The following is a 20,614-nucleotide window of genomic DNA, read 5'->3' as shown; positions in this document are numbered from 1 at the left end:
TTAGCATAAATTTTTTAAATAAACTATATTTTTTATTAAATTTGTATTAAGTAAATTTAATAAAATGAATTTTAAAAAACAACATTCAATAGTAGGTGTATTTTTTCATATTATAAAACTGAAGTAATTTTTGAGGTAGAGGTATGAATAATTTTATATGCCCTTTTGTATCTCTTGAGGAATTTGAGAGACATAAAAATCAATTTAGAGTCTTTACAAGAGATGAAGATAAAAAGGTATTTAATGCACAGATAATAGATTTTAAAAAGGGAGATGTTAATGGAGACGGTATAAAGGACAATGTATTTTTAATAGGAAATAAACCCTATGGAGATGAAAGTCCTTTTGTAGATAACATTACTTTAATTATTCAATGTGGAAAAACACAGAGATTTACAAAGGTTAGGTTAGAAAACAATGCAGGATACAACCCAACTCTTTTTCTTGGTAGCTTTACGAAGGATAAGGCAGAAGAGATATTGATTACAATAGATACAGGGGGAAGCGGAGGAACAATATACAGCTATGTTTATTCCTTTTTAAATAGTGATTTAAAAAAGATATTTGATTCAGATAGGTTTAATGCTGAATATGAGTACAGTGTAATGTATAGGGATAATTATAGGGTAGATGTTATTAGCAAAACTTTAGGTTATAAGTACACATTAGATATACAGTATAAGGGGAAAGAATATTTATCTGAAATATATGATAAGAATGGTAAACTTAAGGAGCCGATTGAGGGTTTTGTAAGACCACTTGGAGGACTTTATCCTATTGATTTTGAAAGAGATGGTATTTTAGAGCTTTACGCATTTCAAGGCGTATCAGGAAGGTATGGGGCAGATGGATTGGGCTTTATTGAGACAGTGTTGAAGTGGGATGGAAAAGCATTTAAAGTTGATAGGCAATATGTGGCGATATTTGGGCAAGAATATTGAAGTTAGTTATGTTTTTGTAATTTATGTTGAACTTAAGATATTCCCGAAGTAAAATATATTAATGAAGAAATGACCTTGAGCTTTTCAAGGTCTTATTTACTTTTGAGGTGAAGTTAAATATATAACAAAGGAAAAGGAGATGAAAAAATGAATTTAGTCCAAATTATTTCTTTAACCGTATTTGTAGCAACATTTGCTCTAATAGTTAGTGAAAAAATAAATAGGACAGTTGCTGCGATGTTAGGTGCAATGATATTGCTTGTAATTAAAATAATTACACAGGAAAATGCAGTTGAATTTATTGATTATACAACCGTTGGGGTATTGGTTGGGATGATGATTATTGTATCTATTATTAAAAGAACAGGTTTATTTGAATATCTTGCTATAAAAATGGCAAAACTTTCAAAGGGCGATCCGATGAAGATAATAATTGTGTTTGGCATTATGACTGCAGTATTATCTGCATTTTTAGATAATGTTACGACAATATTATTAATGATTCCTGTAACTCTTGTAATATCAAGGCTTTTAAAAATAAATCCAATTCCATTCATAATGGTTGAAGTATTATCATCGAATATTGGCGGTACAGCAACTTTAATAGGTGACCCACCAAATATTATGATAGGTTCTGAAGCAGGAATTGGCTTTTTAGATTTTATAGTTAATTTAGCTCCTGTGATATTAGTTATATTAATTACGACTGTTTATACTATGAGGTTTATTTATAAAAATGAATTGAAGGTAGAACAAAATTTAAAAAATGGAATTATGAAATTAGATGAGTTTAGTGCCATAACAGATAAATTATTATTGATTAAGAGCTTATTTGTGCTTGGATTAGTTATTTTAGGATTTTTTATGCACGAACAATTAGGATATGAATCTTCAATTGTTGCTTTAACTGGTGCAACATTACTGTTATTAATTAGTGGCGTTGAACTTGATGAAATTTTAGTTGAAATAGAGTGGCCAACTATATTCTTCTTTATAGCTTTATTTACAATAGTAGGAACTTTAGAAGAAGTTGGTGTTATTTCAATTATGGCTAAAGCAATAGTAGGTTTAACGAAAGGTAATTTATTATTAACCGGACTAATTATACTATGGGCATCAGCTATTTTATCAGCCTTCTTGGATAATATTCCTTTTTGTTGCAACTATGATACCTCTTATAAAGGGAATGGGAGCAATATCTGGTATGAATATAATGCCTCTTTGGTGGGCATTATCACTTGGTGCTTGCTTAGGAGGAAATGGAACACTAATTGGGGCTTCCGTAAATGTAGTGACTGTTAGTATAATGGAGAAGGAAGGATATAAAATTACTTTTAAGGATTTCTTAAAGATAGGTTTTCCTATGATGTTATTATCAATAGTTATATCTACAATATATCTTGTCTTATTTAAGTTACAATAGAATGGGGGTTAGGGTATGAAGGAGATTAATGTAAAAGAAACAATGCACGAAATGATATTAAAACAAATGGGAGGAAAGGTTACTTGTTTTTTAGGTAAACAATGTTTTGTAAAATTTGATGTAGAAGGATATGAGATAAGCTATGCATACAATATAAATGCAAAGAATAAGTATTTTCTTCAAAGGGTAAAGCCATATCCAATGATTGCTGGTGTTTTTGATGACATTAAGGACGTTGTAAATATGATTGAAATAGACCTTGAACAATTTAAAAATGTTATTAGTAGTGGTAAATTTGAAAAGTTTTTAGAGTTAAATAAAAAGATTTTAGATACAGCAAGAAATTTAGAAGATTTATTTTTCTATTATATTGTAGACCAAGAAATGTTTGAACAAATGGATAAGATAATTGAGGAAGTAAAGGAAAATATAAAAGATAATGCAAAGGAAGATAGGAGAGTTTACTTTAAAAAAGATCCAGAGACATTATAAAAATGGAGAGCATATGCTCTCCATTTATTTATCTTGAAAATCTTCTATTATTATTCATTCTTTCAGACTTTCTTGCTCTTCTACAATCTGGGCATCTTTGTGGTTCGTTTTCAAATCCCTTTTCTTTGTAGAAATTTTGTTCTCCTTCTGTGAAAATAAAATTCTTTCCACAATCTTTACATACTAAATTCTTATCCATTACCTATTCCTCCTAAGGAAAATATATTTTTAATTCAAAGAGTTCAAGATACTTTCCTTAGAGGAAATTATATTGACTTTTGAATATACATTAACTATAACACACTATTTAATATAACACAAGCATTATTTAATTATTTATAAAATATTTTTAAATTTGTACACCTCAAAAGAACTAAATGTTATAATCTATTGCATAGAATATTTAAAAAAAGGTTTGGGAGATGGAAAGATGGAGTTGAAACTTACATTAAAAAGATTTTTTTTTATAGCATTAGGATGTTTAATATCAGCAGTAGCAATTAATGCCTTTATTATTCCCCACAAACTTTTAAGTGGTGGAGTATCAGGTATAGCAATATTACTACAATATATAACAAAGGTTCCTTCTGGAGTTTTTGTACTTCTTCTTAATATTCCAATTTTTCTTTATGGCAAAAAGGAAGTAGACAAGGAGTTTGCAGTATTAAGTATCTTAGGAGTGGCATTTTTATCTTTATTCTTAACGCTAACAAAAGGAATAAGAGAATATATACACATTAACGATATTTTGTTATCCTGTATTTATGGAGGGGTATTAAATGGACTTGGTGTAGGAATTGCACTAAAAAACAAAGGTTCAATGGGAGGCACAGATATAATTGCTGTTGCCACAAAGAAAAGATTAGGTATAAATATATCAACTCTATCCTTTGGAATAAATATTTTTGTGGTTATGCTTGGAAGTTTATTAAGCTCAATTCAAACTGCCCTCTACACCTTAATATCTATGTATGTTTCATCAAAGATGCTTGATAAAACATTAAAGGGAATAAATAACGAAAAAATGCTTTTGATAGTAACAGACAGAGTAAAAGAGGTTTCAGATTATATAATAAACGATATCCACAGAGGTATAACATATCTTTATGGAGAAGGTGCATATACAAACAACGAAAAAAAGGTTATATACTGTATAGTAACCTTAAATCAGCTTGAAAAGGTAAAGGGAAAAATACTTGAAATAGATAACAGAGCCTTTATAACAATCTTAGATGCAGCAGAAGTTAGGGGCAAAGGCTTTAAAGTGCCACCCATGTGAAACGTGACATTATCCATTTAATGTAATTGACTTATAGGGGAGGAGAGCTATGGACATAAAGGGGAGAAATATGGAGAGTATAAAAATTATAAATAGGGGTGAAATCCTAAAGATTTTATACAATAACGGGCAAATGTCAAGGAAAAGAATTGCAGAACTTATTGGATTAACATCAGCCGCAATTACTGTTAATGTAAAGGAAATGATAGAAGAGGGTTTAATTGTGGAAATTGGTGAGGTTGAGGATACAAAAAGAGCAGGCAGAAAGGAGATAAATATAGATATAAACTATAAATACAAATATGTAATAGGAGTTTGTATTGAGCAACCAGATATAATAATAACATTAGGAAGACTTAATTTGGATATAGTTGATGTATATAGAGTTCCTGTTCAAAAAGGTGTTGGATACAGAAAAGCAATAGAAATTATAAAGGATGGCATAAGTATAATCTTAAATAGAAATTCAATAGAAAGAAAAGATATATTAGGTGTAGGTGTTGGAGTCATTGGAGAAGTTGATTCTACTTTAGGAGTTAGTAAAAATTCCTTTGGAATAATAGAAAAAAACGTACCTATAAAGGAAGAATTAGAAAAGAGCCTTAATATGAAGGTGTATATTGATAATAATGTAAGGACACTTGCTTTGGGTGAAATACTATCTTCAAGGGATAACAGCAATAATGAGAGTCTACTATTTATAAAATATGGATTTGGAGTGGGTTCGGCCATAATAATAGATAATAAGATATATTCTGGTAACAATAACAAAGCTGGAGAAATAGGGCATACAATAGTTTATCCTGATGGTTTAGAGTGTAGATGTGGAAAACAAGGTTGTCTTGAAACAATAGCCTCAATGTGGGTAGTAGTTGATAGACTACAAAAGATATACAGTAAAGATAAGACACCAATATTGTATGAAATAACGTCAGGAAATATATACGATATAAACAAAGATACTGTATTGGTGGCATATGAATTAAAGGATGATTTAGTCGTAGGAGTAGTTGATGAAGCCCTATATTATTTCTGCTTATCCCTTGAAAATTATATAAGTTTATTTGATCCAAGTAGAATAATTCTTTATGGTTCTATGTTTGAAAAGGACATAATAATTGAAAAGATAAAAAATATTTTTGTAGAGAAGATAAAGGATGATGCAGTAATAGAAAAATTGCAGAGAAGTAAAAATAATGGACAATTAGAAAAAATAGGGCCAATATCAATAGTTGTAGATAGATTTATATCTAATGGTGGGTATCTATAAAGTACCTACTTTTTTTATTAATTAAAATTTCAAGAATATTGAGAATATTATTGAAGAGTGTAAAAATATAATTTATAATAGAATTAATTAATTAACACAATTAATCAATTGGAGGGGTTGTTATGAAATACTTTTTAGACAGTGCAAAGATAGAGGAAATAAGATATGCCTATAAAAATTGGGGGATAGACGGTGTTACCACAAATCCAAGGCACATACAGGCAAGTGGAAAACCATTTTTAACAGTTATAAAGGAACTTGCAGAGGAATTTGAAAGCAAGGACTTTCCTATATCGGTTGAAATAAATCCACATATTATAGATTCAAATGAAATGATAGAGGAGGCTAAAAGGATTGCACAATTTAGTAAAAACTTTGTTATAAAAATCCCTTGTACAGAACAAGGTCTTATTGCAGCAAAGCACCTTGAGGAGATAGGAATTAGAACAAACGTTACATTAGTCTTTACTCCATCACAGGCAATTCAAGCTGGAAGAATAGGAGCAAAATTTGTTTCTCCATTTATAGGATGGAAGGAAAGTTCAGGAGAAGATACATCACAGTATATTAAAGACATAGTGGACATTTACAAAAATTATAATTTTAAAACAGGGATTATTGTTGCAGCAGTAAGAAATGGTAAACAGATAGTTGATGCAGCAAAGATGGGAGCAGATATAGTAACCTGTGGTTTTGCAGTCTATAAAGAAAGCTTCTATCACCCATTTACAGACTATGGATTAAACATATTTAAGGATGCTTGGGACAACACAGAAAAGGGGGAATAATTTTGAGTATAGGTTTTATTGGGCTTGGGATAATGGGAGAATCAATGAGTGAAAATCTAATTAAAAAGACTGGACAAACAGTTTATGTATATGATGTTGATAAATCTAAAATTGAAAAGCTTGTAGATAAGGGTGCAAAAGCAGCAGAAAGTATTGAGAATATAGCCAAAAACTGTGATGTAATTTTTTCTATGGTTCCAAAGAGTGAACACGTAAGGATGGTTGCAAAGGAACTTATTCCTCATTTAAGAGAAGGACAGATTTGGGTTGATATGAGTACAATCGAGCCAGAGGTATCAAGGGAGATTGCAAAGGAAGTACAAATGAAGGGAGCAGTTATGCTTGATGCACCGGTTGTAAAGTCAAAGGCAGCTGCAATATCAGGTACTTTAGGTATATATGTAGGCGGAGACAAAGAGGCTTATGAGAGGATAAAGCCTTATCTTAGCTGTATGGGAAGCAATATTATATATCTTGGTAGCAATGGAATGGGGCTTAATATGAAAATAATTCATAATATGTTGGTTGCTCAGATACAAAATAGCGTAAATGAAATGTTTGTTTTTGCAAAGAGTCTTGGAATGAACTTAAATGATGTGGTTGAGGCTATTTCCTATGGGGGAGGACAAAATTTTTATTTAGATACAAAGCATAAAGCAATTATAAATAAGGATTTTACGACAGCCTTTTCAGTTGCTAATATGCATAAAGATGTAAATATTGCCTTTAATATGATGAAGAATTTAGGACTTAACCTAAAAGGATTTAATCTTGTAAAGGATATCTATGATAGGGCAGTAGAAAATTATTCTGATAAGGATTTTTCAGCAACATATCTAATTGTTTCAAATGAAGAGGGGGACGGTGGGGATAATGAAGCATAATGTAAAAATAGGCGTTGTTTGTCTTGCAAGAAAAACATTTGATTATAATGCCGCCTTTGAAATTTATAAAGAAAAGATGGAGGAATTAAATAAAATAGAAAATGTTGAATGGTGTTTTATAGAGGACTTGGTTATAGAAATAGATGATGCAAAAAATGCAGCACAGAGAATATCATCCTTTGGAGTAGACGGACTTGTAATAATAAGTGGAACCTTCCATCTTGGACACTTGGCACTTATTTTATATAAAGAAATAAGAAAACCTATCCTGCTTTGGGCATTCAATGAACTCCCATATAATGGAGGTAAAATAAGGCTAAATTCAGTGTGTGGTGTAAACTTAAATGCATCAAATTTATATAAGTCAGGATGCGACAATTTTATGTGTATAGTATCTGATACAATAGACAGTAAGTGGATAGATGCACTAAGGATGAAGAAATCTCTTGAGAGTGCACATATAGGATTGGTAGGTTATAATGCCCACGGATTTTTCAACTTAGGAACAGAACCTCTTTCGACTTACAAAAATACAGGAGTCTTAGTAGATCATTATGAAATTGCTGATATGTATTCAAATGAGGTAGGCAGAGAAGAGCTTGAAGATGCTATTGAAAACGTAAAAAATATATTTGATTGTTCAGGTGTTACAGAGGAGCAGGTTAAAAAGGTTGCATATCTTGTTGAGTCGGCAAAGAAGTTTATGAGTAACAATAGCTTAGATGCAATTGCTGTGAGGTGCTGGCCAGAGTTTGCAGCAACCTATGGAATTTCACCTTGTGCAGCAATGTCCATACTTCAAGATATGGGATTTATAACAGCCTGTGAGGGAGATGTTGAAGCAGCACTTTCTATGTATGCAATAAAGGCGGCAGGAGGAGACAAACCATTCTTAGCAGATCTTTCGCAGGTAAATTTAGAAGGAGATTATGCACTTATGTGGCACTGTGGGGTGGCACCAGCAGGACTTTGGGATGGAAAGAGTGTAAGAAGCCTTGATACATACTTTGCAGGAGGAAAGGGAGTAACAGCAGATTTTGTAATGAAATCAGGTGAAATAACCATAATGCGTATAGATTCTGCAAGAGGCAAGACAAGGGTATTTATAGAAAGAGGACAGGCTATTCCTATGGAGAAGGAACTTAAGGGAACATATGCAAAGGTTAAATTTGATAAACATATAAAGGATATTTTAAATACAGTTACATCAAAGGGAATAGCACACCACGTTGCAATGGTTTATGGAGATTATGTTGATGTGTTTAAGACATTTGCTAATCTTCAAGGCTTTGAAGTTATAGAGTGAGGGGATAATATGTTATATGAGTTAAAGAAGAAAAACGATTTTAATATATATAGTGTCTATGATAAAGAATTTAAAGACTATGGTAGAGTTTTAGAGGGGTATGATTTTAGCGAGGTTATTAGGTATATGGATGAAAAAACCTGCGTTCCAAATGAAGGGAATATATATGTAGCCTCCTGTGAGGAGATGGAGGTTTTAAATATAAAGGATAAAATACAAGAGGGTGTATATGGTTTTATGGATATACAAATAGGTTACTGCAATGGGAATAACTCAAGGCTAAATGCCCTTGAATACCATAAGGGAAGTGAGGTAAACGTAGCAGTAACTGATTTGGTGCTATTTCTTTCAAGGGTTTTTGATATGGATGGGCTGAATTTAGACACACGCAATGTAAAGGCATTTTATCTACCAAAGGGTGCTGCAGTAGAAATATATTCAACTACAATGCACTTTGCACCCTGCAGAGTTAGTGACGATGGTTTTAAGTGTGTTGTAATTTTGCCAAAAGGAACAAACACACCAATAACAAAATGTGGAGAGGGGGTAGGAGAAGAGAGACTGCTTTTTATGAAAAATAAATGGATAATAGCACACGGGGATAGGCAGGATTTAATAAACAGGGGAGCCCACAGAGGGCTTGTTGGTATGAATTATGAATTAAAAATATAGTATTGTTAATGGAATAGGTTCAAAATTCTGGACAACACTACTTATTGTAACAGTAGTTGCACTAATATTAATTAAGTTGAGTTTAGATAGATGGAATAAGAAATATGTAGGTTATGTAAAGAGTGTAACTGGAGAATCCGTTAAGGCATAATGTGGGGTGAATTTTATGACATTCAAGGTTCAGGAAAATAAAGAAGGATTTTTAATAGAGTATAATGATAGAAATCTACTAACTCATACCTTCTCTAAACCTGCCTTTTATGTAGGATATGGTGAGGCAGAAATAGAGATGTATAGAGGAAATTTCAAAATACAAGATTATAAGATTTCAAGAGTACCCCTAAAACATTTTAATATAAAAAAAGACAGTGAAAAGGTATATATAGATTTATATAGCAATGATGGTTACAGCTTAAGCCTATGTGTAAAAGAGATGGAAGATAGGCTCTACATTGAATTTGAAAGAAGCACAGGCACTATAAATAGATACTGGATTAGAATTGATGCCGATGAGGATGAAAAGGTTTACGGCTGTGGGGAACAGATGTCCTACTTTAATCTTAGGGGGAGAAACTTCCCCCTTTGGACATCAGAACCTGGAGTTGGGCGAGATAAAAGCACATATATTACCTGGATGGCAGATGTAATGGGAAAGGCAGGAGGAGATTACTACAATACAAATTACCCTCAACCAACCTTTGTTTCAATGAGGAAATACTACTGTCATCTTGAAAGCAGTGCATATATGGATTTTAATTTTAAAAATAAATATTATCACGAACTTGAAGTTTGGAGTATACCAAAATACATTATGTTTGAGACGGCAGAAACATTTATAGAATTGGTATCAAAAATAAGTAGTTTCTTTGGAAGACAGCCCCTTTTACCAGAATGGGTTTATAATGGACTAATTTTAGGAGTTCAAGGAGGAACAGATAGAGCCTTAGAAAAAATGAATAAAGCGTTAGAAAAGGGAGTCAAGTTAAGCGGGCTTTGGTGTCAAGACTGGCAGGGAAGAAAAATAACCTCCTTTGGAAAGAGATTATTCTGGAACTGGAAATGGAACCCTCAAATGTATCCTGAATTGGATAAGAAGATATGGGAACTTAAGGACAAGGGCATAAGATTCTTAGGATATATAAATCCATATTTAATAAAAGAAGGAGACCTTTATAAAGAAGCATATGAAAAGGGATATTTGGCAACAAAACTAAACGGCGAGGACTATCTTGTAGATTTTGGTGAGTTTTATTGTGGAATAGTTGATTTTACAAATCCTGAGGCCTTCGAATGGTATAAGGGTGTGATAAAGAAGAATCTCATTGAATTTGGATTAGATGGCTGGATGGCGGATTTTGGTGAATACCTCCCAACTGATTGTAAACTATATAATGGAGTATCGGCAGAGATTATGCATAATGCTTGGCCAACAATATGGGCAAGGTGTAACTACGAAGCACTTGAGGAAACAGGTAAATTAGGTGAAATTCTATTCTTTATGCGAGCTGGATTTACAGGTGTTCAAAGATACTGCACATTACTTTGGGCAGGAGACCAAAGCGTAGATTTTTCCATTCACGATGGACTTGCATCTGTAATACCAGGTGCACTATCGAGTGGAATGATGGGAAATGGCCTACATCATAGTGATATAGGTGGATATACTTCATTATTTGGACTTAAAAGAACAAAGGAACTTTTCTTAAGATGGGCCGAGATGGCAGCCTTTACTCCTGTTATGAGAACCCACGAAGGTAACAGACCAGATGAAAACTTCCAAGTTTATGATGATGACGGTGCATTAGAGCATTTAGCACTTATGACAAGTGTGTATGTAAAACTTTCACCATACCTAAAGGATTTAGTAAAACAAAATACTGAAGAGGGAATACCAGTACAAAGACCTCTATTTATGCATTATGAGGATGATAAAAATACCTATGATATTCAATACCAATATATGTATGGAAGAGACATATTAGTTGCACCAGTATATAAAGAAGGGATGAGCAAATGGAGTGTATACCTGCCACAAGATGAGTGGATACATATGCCAACAGGACAAGAGTATAAGGGTGGATATGTTGAAGTAGATGTTCCTTTTGGAAAACCAGCTGTGTTTTATAGAAAATCTTCAGAGTATAGAGATTTATTTGAAGAAGTAACAAAACTATTTAAAGAGATGGTTAAGGATGATTATGGCAGATAAACTTATACTTTTATTTATAATCATACTAATAAGCAATACAATTCAAGGAATTACAGGGTTTGCAGGTACTATACTTGCAATGCCCTTTTCCATTTTATTAATAGGCATTGATAATTCAAAGCAGATATTAAACCTTTTAGGTATGCTTGCATCGATATGGATAGTTGCAAGGTCCTATAAAGACATATGCTGGGGAGAATTTTTAAAGATAATTATTCTTATGCTAATAGGTCTTTTTATTGGTATGAAAATATATTCAATGTACAGTCCGACTATTCTTTTAAAGATTTTAGGTATATTTATACTATTTGTTTCGCTTAGGGGTGTTTTACAAAAGAACAAAACCCAAATTAAAAGCAAAATAGTATTATCGGCAATACTTTTACTTGCAGGTATAATACACGGAATGTTTGTTGTTGGAGGCCCCCTTGTTGTTATATATGCAACCTACAAGTTGAAAAATAAGGCAACTTTTAGGGCAACGCTATCTTTAGTCTGGATAATATTGAATGGACTAATATTAATAAAAGGAATTACATCAGGACAGTTTAATAGAGAGGTTATGGGATTTTTAATACCAAGTATATTGGCACTTGTATTTGGTATGGCCTTAGGAGAAGTGCTTTATAAAAAAATGGATCAAAATGTATTTATGAGGATAACATATATTCTTCTATTTATATCAGGATTAAGCATATTAATTAAATAAGACATTTAAGCAAAGGCGGTAATTATAATAGGTTACCGTCTTTTTTATCTTATAAGCAAGAGAATGAAAGTTTAGGTTGTTTTACTTTTAAAATCAAAATCTTATATAGGTTTAATTATGTAATTACATTTAAACAGATTAATTTTGTGGCTAATAGAAAACGTTTTAGGAGGGGTATTATGGAAAAAGATTTTAAAAGGAAGCTAATGTATGGTTGTGGGGACATATTTGGTGGCGGAGCATTTTTACTAATAAGTCTTTTATTTTTAAACTATTTAACCGATGTTGAACTTATAAACCCAGCCCTTGCAGGAATTATAATGCTTATTGGTAAGATTTGGGATGCAGTATCTGATCCACTTATGGGTGTTTTATCAGACAGAACAAAATCTAAGTATGGCAGAAGAAGAGTATACTTTTTATTTGGTTCACTTCCTATCTTCATAAGTTTTTCTCTGATGTGGTATTCCTTTGGAATAAATAAAAACTACCTCTTTGCTTATTATCTATTTGTATATCTACTTTTTAATACAGCCTTTACAATGGTTATGATACCATACAACTCAATTCTTCCAGAAATGGTTAAGGACTATCAAGAAAGAACCTCATACACAGGAGTAAGGCTTATTTTTTCAATTACCTCAGCAATACTTGCAGGAGTTGTTCCTAAAATAATAGTAAATAGCTTTGGTACAAGTGTTAAAACAGGTTATATGGTTATGGGTATAGCTTTTGCAGTGCTTTATTCACTTCCTTGGTTTATTGTATTTAAAGGAACTTATGAGGAAAAAGAACATATTATTAGCAATGAAAATCCTTTTAATGAGCTTATTCAGGTTTTTAGAAATAGATCCTTTAGAATCTATTCAGGTATATTTATAAGCTGCCAAACTGCAGTAGATTTTCTAACAACCCTTTTTATATATTATCTAACAAGTTGTATCAAAAGACCAAGTGAGTTTCCGATTGTACTTGGAACTCTCTTAGTAACACAACTAATTGTTATGCCGATAAATATAAAGGTTGCCAAGAAATATACCAAAACTACACCTTTAAAGTTTGGATTTACAATGTGGATAATTGCACTAATAACTTCTATTTTCTTAAATCCATCTTCACCAAAGTTTTTAGTATATTTAGTTGCAGCTTTAAGTGGGTTTGGAACATCCGTATCAGTATTAGTTCCTTGGTCAATTCTTCCTGAAATTGCAGATGTAGATGAAATAATAACAAAAAAGAGAAGAGAAGGCGTTTATGCAGGTATGGCAACCCTATTAAGAAAGCTTGCTAATGGTATAACTATTGCATTTATTGGATTTATGCTTCAAATTGTTGGATATAAGAGACCAACTGTAGTCGGAGAATATGTAGAACAGTCATCATCAACAATAATTGGTATAAAAATACTATTTAGCATCGTTCCAATAATATTTATACTACTAACCTTATACTTTGCAAGCAAATATGCTATGACACAAGAGCGACACAAAATACTTCAGAGCGAAATAGAGAGATTAAAAATGGGTGGAAAGAAGGAGGAGGCAAAAGAGGAGACTAAAAAAATATGCAAAGAATTAACTGGAATAGACTATAACAACCTATGGTGCTAAAAGTGCCACCCAGGTGAAATGTGACATTATCCAAAATATGTAATATCATACCTAAGTAAATATGGTGCACTTAACAAACAAGTACACCATATTTTGCTTAGGTATTTTTTTATAATTTCATATTGACAATCTTGAATATGTTCCTTATAATGAAATTGATAATTGTTCTCAAATAAGATATAATTTCAATAAGGAGGTTCAATATGAACAAGAAAATCAAATTACTTTCAATAACATCAGCACTATTACTATCAGCATCAATATTTGCAGGTTGTGCAAAGACAGCAAAAGAAAAAGCACCAGTACAGCAAAAGGAACAAGTTGTAAATGTATATTCAGACAGACATTATGATACAGACAAAAAACTTTATGAAGAATTTACTAAAAAGACAGGTATAAAGGTTAATGTAGTTGAAGGAAAATCAGACGAACTTATAGAAAGACTTGCAAGAGAAGGACAAGACACGCAGGCAGATATACTAATTACTGCAGATGCAGGAAGACTACATAAGGCAAAGGAACAGGGACTTTTACAATCCTTCAATTCAGATTTGGTAAATAAAAACATCCCACAAAATTTAAGGGATAAGGATAACACTTGGACTGCACTTACAGTTAGAGCAAGAGTTATAGTTTATGCAAAGGATAGAGTAAACCCAAGCGAACTTTCAACGTATGAGGCATTGACTGAAGCAAAGTGGAAGGGAAAGGTTTTAACAAGATCTTCAACAAATATATACAATCAATCACTACTTGCTTCAATGATAGAGATAAATGGTAAAGAAAAGGCTAAAGAGTGGGCTAAGGCACTTGTTCAAAATTTTGCAAGAGAACCTCAAGGAAACGATAGAGACCAAGTTAAGGCAGTTGCAGCAGGAGTAGGTGATGTTGCTATTGTAAACACATACTACATTGGAAAAATGTTAAATTCACAGGATCAAGAGGAAGTTAATGCAGCAAAGAAGGTTGGAGTATTTTTCCCAAATCAAGAGACAACCGGAACGCACATAAACATAAGTGGTGTGGGATTAACAAAGGCTTCAAAGAACAAGGAAAATGCAGTAAAGCTGATTGAGTTTTTAACTTCACAAGAAGCACAAAAACAATTTGCAGAAGCAAATTATGAATATCCAGCAAATCCAAAGGTTGAAGCAGCAGAGCTGTTAAAATCTTGGGGAGATTTTAAGAGACAAAATATTGAAATATCAAAGCTTGGAGAACATAACAAACACGCTGTTGAGATATTCAATGAAGTTGGTTGGAAGTAATATAAAGGCCCTAATTTAGGGCCTTAATAAATAAGGGTGTTGAATATGCAAAAGGTAAAATTAAAAAAACATTTTAACGGATGGTCTTTAATAACTTATATAATGGTAATATTAATTTTATTACCAAGTATAGAAATAATTTTAAACTTAATAAAACCTGTAAATGAAAACTGGGCTCATATTAAACAGTATATGCTGAAGGCATATGTTATAGATAGCATAAAACTTACTATTTCAGTTGTATTACTTACAACTATTATAGGTGTTTTATCTGCCTACTTTGTTACATTTTATGAATTCCCCCTTAGAGGATTTTTTAAATGGGTATTGGTTCTTCCGATGGCTATACCACCCTATATAGGTGCCTACACATATAATGGACTTTTAAGTTATACAGGTATAATACAGTCTACTCTTCGAAATAGATTTGATATAGTGGTTAATCAAAAATATTTTAATATAATGTCTCTTAAAGGGGCGGTATTTATACTTACAATATTTTTATTCCCCTATGTTTATTTAATTACAAAGTCTTTTTTAGAAAAACAATCGGCAACACTTGTTGAGAGTGCAAAACTTCTTGGAAAGGGAAATATAGAAATATTTTTTAAAGTTATAGTACCAATATCAAGAGTTGCTATAGTAAGTGGTGCTACACTTGTTGCACTTGAGGTATTAAGTGACTATGGTGTTGTTTCATATTTTGGTGTGCAGACATTTACAACAGCTATATTTAAAACTTGGTTTTCGCTTGGAGATGTTGAGTCTTCAGTTAGAATTGCTTCAATACTTATGGTTAGTGTTGTATTTTTAATTTTATTTGAAAAGTTTATGAGGGGAAGAAGAAAATATAGCTACACCACAACTAAAATAAGACCTGTTGTAAAAAAAAGACTTAAAGGAATAAAAAAGAATTTAGTTATAGTTTTTTTTACTTTACTATTTTTATTATCATTTCTAATTCCAACTTTGCAGCTTACTTATTTTGCATCTTTAACATATAAAAGGGTTTTTGATGGGTCGTTTATTAAGATGTCATTAAACACATTGGCGTTATCTATTTTAGCTGCAGTTGTTATAACGATAATTTCACTAATTATAGGAAATTATTGCAGAATAAATGAAGGTATCAGCTCTAAAATAATTTCGAAAATAACAATGATAGGGTATTCAATACCAGCAGCAGTTATTGCAATTTCTGTTATACTCTTGTTTGTTAATATAGATAGAAATTTAAAATGGCTTTATTTAATCATAAATCCAAACTCCAAGACACTTGTCTTATCAACAAGTATATTTATGTTATTTTTTGCTTATATCATAAGATTTATAGGAGTTTCGTATCAAGCAATAGAGTCTGGCTATGAAAAGATGGGCAAAAAGTTTTTTGAAGCCTCAAGGCTACTTGGAAAAAATACCTTTAAGACCTTTTTAAAAGTAGATATACCTATGTTAAAACCAGCGATAATTAGTAGTATTGTATTAGTTTTTATTGATATTATTAAGGAACTTCCTTTAACACTTCTTTTAAGATCATTTAATTTTAATACATTAGCCACAAGAACCTTTGACTATGCAGCAGATGAGATGCTTCAAGAGGCAGCAGTTCCAGCAATTATAATTATATTAATTAGTATAGTAGCAATAAGTTTTATAAATAGGGTTGATAAGGAGTAGATTTTATGTATGTTGTTATAAAAAATTTAAGTTTTAAATACAAAAATGCTAAGGATTATCAGATAAAAAATTTTAATTTAGAGATTGAAAAGGGAGATATAGTTGCATTACTTGGGCCAAGTGGAAGTGGTAAAAGCACCATACTTAGACTAATATCTGGTCTTGAAATACCAAATGGTGGAGAAATAATAGTTAATAATAATACATTAAATAAAAAGGATATATTTGTAGAGCCTGAGAAAAGAGGAATAGGTATGGTATTTCAAGACTATGCACTTTTCCCTCATATGACGGTTGAAAAGAATGTTTTGTTTGGAGTTGGGAATGTAAATAAAAACGAAAGGCAACGAATATTAGATGAAGTTTTAGAACTTGTGGATATGAAGGAATATAAAAAAAGATACCCCCACGAGTTAAGTGGAGGTCAACAACAAAGAATAGCAATAGCAAGGGCACTTGCTCCAAAACCATCTCTTTTGTTGTTAGATGAACCCTTTAGCAATTTAGATGCAGACCTTAGAAAAAAGATAAGAAATGAAATTAAAGAAATTCTTAAAAAATCAAATACAACCTCAATATTTGTTACCCACGATATAGAGGATGCAAAGGATGTGGCGGATAGAATAGTTAGTCTATAGTCAGTATCATATGTTTAAATTGTCAAATTATGCATCAAATGATTTTTAAAAATTCATTTGAAGTTATATACTCCATCCCTGTGATAGATGCGTTTAAAATGTAGTATTTTTTATCACAAGGTGGAGTGATTTTTTATATTTATAATACAATATATTGAAAATGTCACATTTCACCTGGGTGGCACTTAAAAAATGGTTGCAATATAATATTGAGCGTGGTATAATTAAGAAAATGAATGTGGTCTTTAAATCAGTCCCGTGAGGCTGGTAAGATGTTGGGAGTACGCAGGAATACTATATATAAGTGCGTTCATAACTTCTTGCCAGCAGGGTAAGAAGTTTTTTTATGTCTAAAAAACTTTTAAATCAGTCCTGAGAGGCTGAAAAAGGAGGAGGTTTTATAATGGCACAAGAAATTTTAGCAAAGGAATTAAGAGCTCAAGAGGTATCAACTTGGGAAAAGGTAAAAAGAGTTATACTTGCAATTCAACACTTAATCGCAATGTTTGGAGCAACTGTGTTGGTTCCAATTCTAACGGGGCTTGACCCATCAGTTTCAATCTTCTCAGCAGGTCTTGGAACAATGATTTTCCACTTCTGCACAAAGAAAAAAGTACCAGTTTTTTTAGGTTCATCCTTCGCATTTATTCCAGGAATACTTGCAGTAAAACAAGCATATAATGGAGACTTAAGATACGCACAAGGTGGAATAGTAGTAGCAGGTTTAATATATGTACTTGTATCCTTCCTTGTTGAAAAGATAGGAGTAGATAGGATAAGAAAGGTACTTCCTGCACAGGTTGTAGGACCAATGATAATGGTAATAGGTTTAAACTTAGTTCCAGTTGCGTATGGCAGTGCAAAAACAAATTATACAGTATCAATAATTACGCTTTTAACTGCAGTATCAGTTACAGTTTTAGGAAAAGGACTTATAAAGCAATTATCAATAATAATAGGGGTAACTGTTGGGTATATTCTGTCAGTAGGTATGGGAATTGTGGATACTGCAGCGGTTAAAACATCACCGCTTTTCGCAGTGCCAAACTTTACTCTTCCAAAGTTTGATATAGCAGCAATAGCAATAATAGCACCAGTTGTACTTGCAGTTTTTATGGAACATATAGGAGATATAACAACAAATGGTGAAGTTGTAGGACAAGATTTTATAAAGGATCCAGGACTTAATAGAACACTACTTGGAGATGGACTTGCGACAATGGTGGCAGGATTAATAGGTGGACCTGCAAATACAACATATGGAGAAAACACAGGTGTACTTGCAATAACTAAAAACTACGATCCATCAATCTTAAGAATGACAGCAGTTTTTGCAATGGTATTAGGGTTTGTAGGTAAGGTTGGAGGTTTTTTAAAGACTATACCTGTACCAGTAATGGGTGGAATAAGCTTTATGCTATACTCAATGATAGCCCTAATAGGTGTTCAAACTATAAATAATAGCAAGGTTGAGTTTAATGTGAAGAACATAATAGTTATGGCAACGGTTTTAGTCTTAGGACTTATGCCAACCTATACAGGAATAAACATAGGAATTCCAGTAACAGAAACAGTTAAGATATCAGGTTTAAGCTTTGCAGCAATAGTAGGTGTTGTTGTAAATGCAGTGTTAAATAGAAGATAATAATGAAATATAGGCAATACTATAACCGTAGGAATAGATTGAGTTCCTACGGTTTTTATTTGCATAATTAATAAATAATAAATTAATGAAATTGTGATTTATATCATAGAGAAAATATATGAGGTTGTGATAATGTAAATAAAAAAGAATAGGGAGGAATTGAATATGGTTGAGAAGGTGTATCAGCTTACACTTGGAAATGAAAAAATAGTTGAGAGGGTTATTATGGATGAAAATGTACATTACATCCATATGATTTTTAATAAGGATGAGGGACTACCAGAGCACTACTCAAATTCAAATGTTTATATGACAGTTTTAAGAGGAACACTATCAATAGGACTAAACGAACAGGAAGTTCACGAATACAAACAGGGAACTGTGCTTAAAATACCTGTTAATACAAAGATGAATGTTGGTAATAAGCACGATGAAGTTTTAGAATTAATTGTTGTAAAGGCTCCAGCACCAACAAAATAATTATATAAAATAGGCCATAGTAATGAATGAAATATTACTATGGCCTATTTTAGTCAGTATCTTATTAATAAAATATGAATATATTTTAATAAAGCACAATTTTTAAAGAAAACAACATAAAAGATTGGGAGGATTCTTATGGAATACAATTTTGATAAAAAGATAGATAGAAGCAAAAATCATTCGGTAAAATGGAGTGAAATGGATAAGCACTATGGCTCAAATGACCTACTTCCTCTTTGGGTGGCAGATATGGATTTTGAAGTTGCACCAGAAATATATGATACAATGAAGGAAAAACTCGAACAAAGGATATTTGGTTATGTTTATAGACCAAACTCCTATTACGAAAGTGCTTGTGAATGGACAAAAAGAAGGTATGGATATGAAATACAACCTAATACCTTAATACATTCCCCAGGAGTAATTCCATCTATATCACTTATAATAAGACTTTTTACAAAGGAAAATGAAAAAATATTAATTCAGCCACCAGTATATGCTCCCTTTAGTAGCGTAGTAAAAAAGAATAAAAGAACTCTTGTAATAAATCCACTAAAGCAGGTTGATGGGAGATACATAATAGATTTTGATGACTTTGAAGAAAAGTGTAAAGACCCCGATTTAAAATGGTTTATATTATGTAATCCCCATAATCCTGTTGGAAGAGTTTGGACAAAAGAGGAGCTTACAAGAATTGCTGAAATATGTTTAAAATACAATGTTAGAGTTATTTCAGATGAAATATGGAGAGATATTGTATATAAAAACTATAAGTTTACCCCCTTTGCCTCCATATCTAAAGAGGTTGAAGATATTACTATAACCTGCTTTTCACCAACAAAGACCTTTAATATTGCAGGTCTACAGGCATCCTTTGTACAGTTCCCAAGAAAAGAAGAGTTAGAACTGTTCCAAGAGGAACTTGCAGTTCTTGATATAAGAAGAAATAATGCCTTTAGTCTTGTGGCAATTGAGGCTGGATATACAAAAGGGGAGAGTTGGCTTAATGCTTTAATAGATTATTTAGAGGAAAATTACAATTTCCTTGAAAAATATATAAAAGAAAACATCCCAAAGATAAAAATAATAAGACCAGAGGGAACCTATCTTGTATGGCTTGATTTTAGGGATTTTAAACTTTCAGATAAAGAAATATCAACAATTCTTCAAGAGAAGGCAAAGGTAGCACTCCAGGAGGGACTAATATTTGGAGAAGAAGGGAGGGGATTTCAAAGAATTAATATCGCTTGTCCAAGATATATGCTTAAGGAGGCATTAATAAGAATAAGTAAAGCATTTAATTAAGTTAATGGAGGTTAA

18 protein-coding genes and 1 pseudogene are annotated in these 20,614 nt (G+C 32.0%); 18 read left to right on the top strand and 1 reads right to left on the bottom strand.

Going from position 1 to position 20,614, the window contains the following annotated elements:
* Positions 1–143: 143 nt before the first annotated feature.
* The 3 genes and pseudogenes from JG776_RS06860 to JG776_RS06850 all read left to right on the top strand — a co-directional run bounded on the left by JG776_RS06860 (position 144) and on the right by JG776_RS06850 (position 2,856).
* Positions 144–941 (top strand): VCBS repeat-containing protein, encoded by a 798-nt coding sequence (locus JG776_RS06860; protein ID WP_291965949.1) that lies wholly within the window; start codon positions 144–146, stop codon positions 939–941.
* A gap of 147 nt (positions 942–1,088) precedes the next feature.
* A pseudogene (locus JG776_RS06855) lies at positions 1,089–2,364 on the top strand (ArsB/NhaD family transporter).
* Positions 2,365–2,379: 15 nt separating this feature from the next.
* Entirely contained in the window at positions 2,380–2,856 is a 477-nt protein-coding gene (locus tag JG776_RS06850; RefSeq protein WP_291965948.1) for a hypothetical protein, read from the top strand.
* Between the two features lie 28 nt (positions 2,857–2,884).
* Here the strand turns inward: JG776_RS06850 and JG776_RS06845 are convergent, their stop codons facing one another.
* Complete coding sequence (locus JG776_RS06845; RefSeq protein ID WP_027309191.1) at positions 2,885–3,055, bottom strand: zinc-ribbon domain-containing protein; 171 nt, start codon at positions 3,053–3,055, stop codon at positions 2,885–2,887.
* Positions 3,056–3,286: 231 nt separating this feature from the next.
* On the opposite strand from JG776_RS06845, the gene JG776_RS06840 reads away from it, so the two are divergent.
* From JG776_RS06840 to JG776_RS06770, 15 genes are all read left to right on the top strand, one after another.
* Positions 3,287–4,135, top strand: coding sequence for a YitT family protein (locus tag JG776_RS06840; protein WP_291965945.1), 849 nt, complete (start codon positions 3,287–3,289; stop codon positions 4,133–4,135).
* A 49-nt stretch (positions 4,136–4,184) separates the two neighbouring features.
* A complete protein-coding gene (locus JG776_RS06835; RefSeq protein ID WP_291965943.1) occupies positions 4,185–5,405 on the top strand; it encodes an ROK family transcriptional regulator in 1,221 nt (406 codons plus the stop codon).
* Positions 5,406–5,527: 122 nt separating this feature from the next.
* Positions 5,528–6,193: a transaldolase family protein gene (locus JG776_RS06830; RefSeq protein WP_291965941.1), complete on the top strand. Its 666-nt coding sequence runs from the start codon at positions 5,528–5,530 to the stop codon at positions 6,191–6,193.
* 2 nt (positions 6,194–6,195) lie between these two features.
* The gene (locus JG776_RS06825) at positions 6,196–7,077 is read left to right on the top strand and encodes an NAD(P)-dependent oxidoreductase (RefSeq protein ID WP_291965939.1); all 882 of its coding nucleotides are present in this window, start codon (positions 6,196–6,198) and stop codon (positions 7,075–7,077) included.
* Positions 7,067–8,383 carry a fucose isomerase gene (locus JG776_RS06820; protein WP_291965937.1) on the top strand — a complete coding sequence of 439 codons (1,317 nt, stop codon included), beginning with the start codon at positions 7,067–7,069 and terminating at the stop codon, positions 8,381–8,383. The genes JG776_RS06825 and JG776_RS06820 overlap by 11 nt, the downstream gene beginning before the upstream one ends.
* Positions 8,384–8,392: 9 nt before the next feature.
* A complete protein-coding gene (locus tag JG776_RS06815; protein ID WP_291965935.1) occupies positions 8,393–9,055 on the top strand; it encodes a DUF4867 family protein in 663 nt (220 codons plus the stop codon).
* A 166-nt stretch (positions 9,056–9,221) separates the two neighbouring features.
* The gene (locus tag JG776_RS06810; RefSeq protein ID WP_291965933.1) at positions 9,222–11,264 is read left to right on the top strand and encodes an alpha-glucosidase; all 2,043 of its coding nucleotides are present in this window, start codon (positions 9,222–9,224) and stop codon (positions 11,262–11,264) included.
* Complete coding sequence (locus tag JG776_RS06805; RefSeq protein WP_291965931.1) at positions 11,254–11,973, top strand: sulfite exporter TauE/SafE family protein; 720 nt, start codon at positions 11,254–11,256, stop codon at positions 11,971–11,973. The genes JG776_RS06810 and JG776_RS06805 overlap by 11 nt, the downstream gene beginning before the upstream one ends.
* Before the next feature lie 179 nt (positions 11,974–12,152).
* Positions 12,153–13,583 (top strand): MFS transporter, encoded by a 1,431-nt coding sequence (locus JG776_RS06800; protein ID WP_291965929.1) that lies wholly within the window; start codon positions 12,153–12,155, stop codon positions 13,581–13,583.
* A gap of 203 nt (positions 13,584–13,786) precedes the next feature.
* Positions 13,787–14,851 carry a Fe(3+) ABC transporter substrate-binding protein gene (locus JG776_RS06795; RefSeq protein ID WP_291965927.1) on the top strand — a complete coding sequence of 355 codons (1,065 nt, stop codon included), beginning with the start codon at positions 13,787–13,789 and terminating at the stop codon, positions 14,849–14,851.
* A 45-nt stretch (positions 14,852–14,896) separates the two neighbouring features.
* A complete protein-coding gene (locus tag JG776_RS06790) occupies positions 14,897–16,528 on the top strand; it encodes an iron ABC transporter permease (RefSeq protein WP_291965925.1) in 1,632 nt (543 codons plus the stop codon).
* A gap of 5 nt (positions 16,529–16,533) precedes the next feature.
* Complete coding sequence (locus tag JG776_RS06785) at positions 16,534–17,166, top strand: ABC transporter ATP-binding protein (protein ID WP_291965923.1); 633 nt, start codon at positions 16,534–16,536, stop codon at positions 17,164–17,166.
* A gap of 403 nt (positions 17,167–17,569) precedes the next feature.
* The gene (locus JG776_RS06780; protein WP_291965920.1) at positions 17,570–18,811 is read left to right on the top strand and encodes a uracil-xanthine permease family protein; all 1,242 of its coding nucleotides are present in this window, start codon (positions 17,570–17,572) and stop codon (positions 18,809–18,811) included.
* A gap of 165 nt (positions 18,812–18,976) precedes the next feature.
* A complete protein-coding gene (locus tag JG776_RS06775) occupies positions 18,977–19,291 on the top strand; it encodes a cupin domain-containing protein (RefSeq protein WP_291965919.1) in 315 nt (104 codons plus the stop codon).
* Positions 19,292–19,429: 138 nt separating this feature from the next.
* A complete protein-coding gene (locus JG776_RS06770; RefSeq protein WP_291965918.1) occupies positions 19,430–20,599 on the top strand; it encodes a MalY/PatB family protein in 1,170 nt (389 codons plus the stop codon).
* Positions 20,600–20,614: the final 15 nt, after the last annotated feature.

Source organism: Caloramator sp. (assembly GCF_020054765.1).
GTDB classification, from domain to species: domain Bacteria; phylum Bacillota; class Clostridia; order Clostridiales; family Caloramatoraceae; genus Thermobrachium; species Thermobrachium proteoclasticum.
The sequence above is the reverse complement of the archived record's forward strand: the minus strand, read 5'-3'. Positions and strand labels throughout refer to the sequence as shown.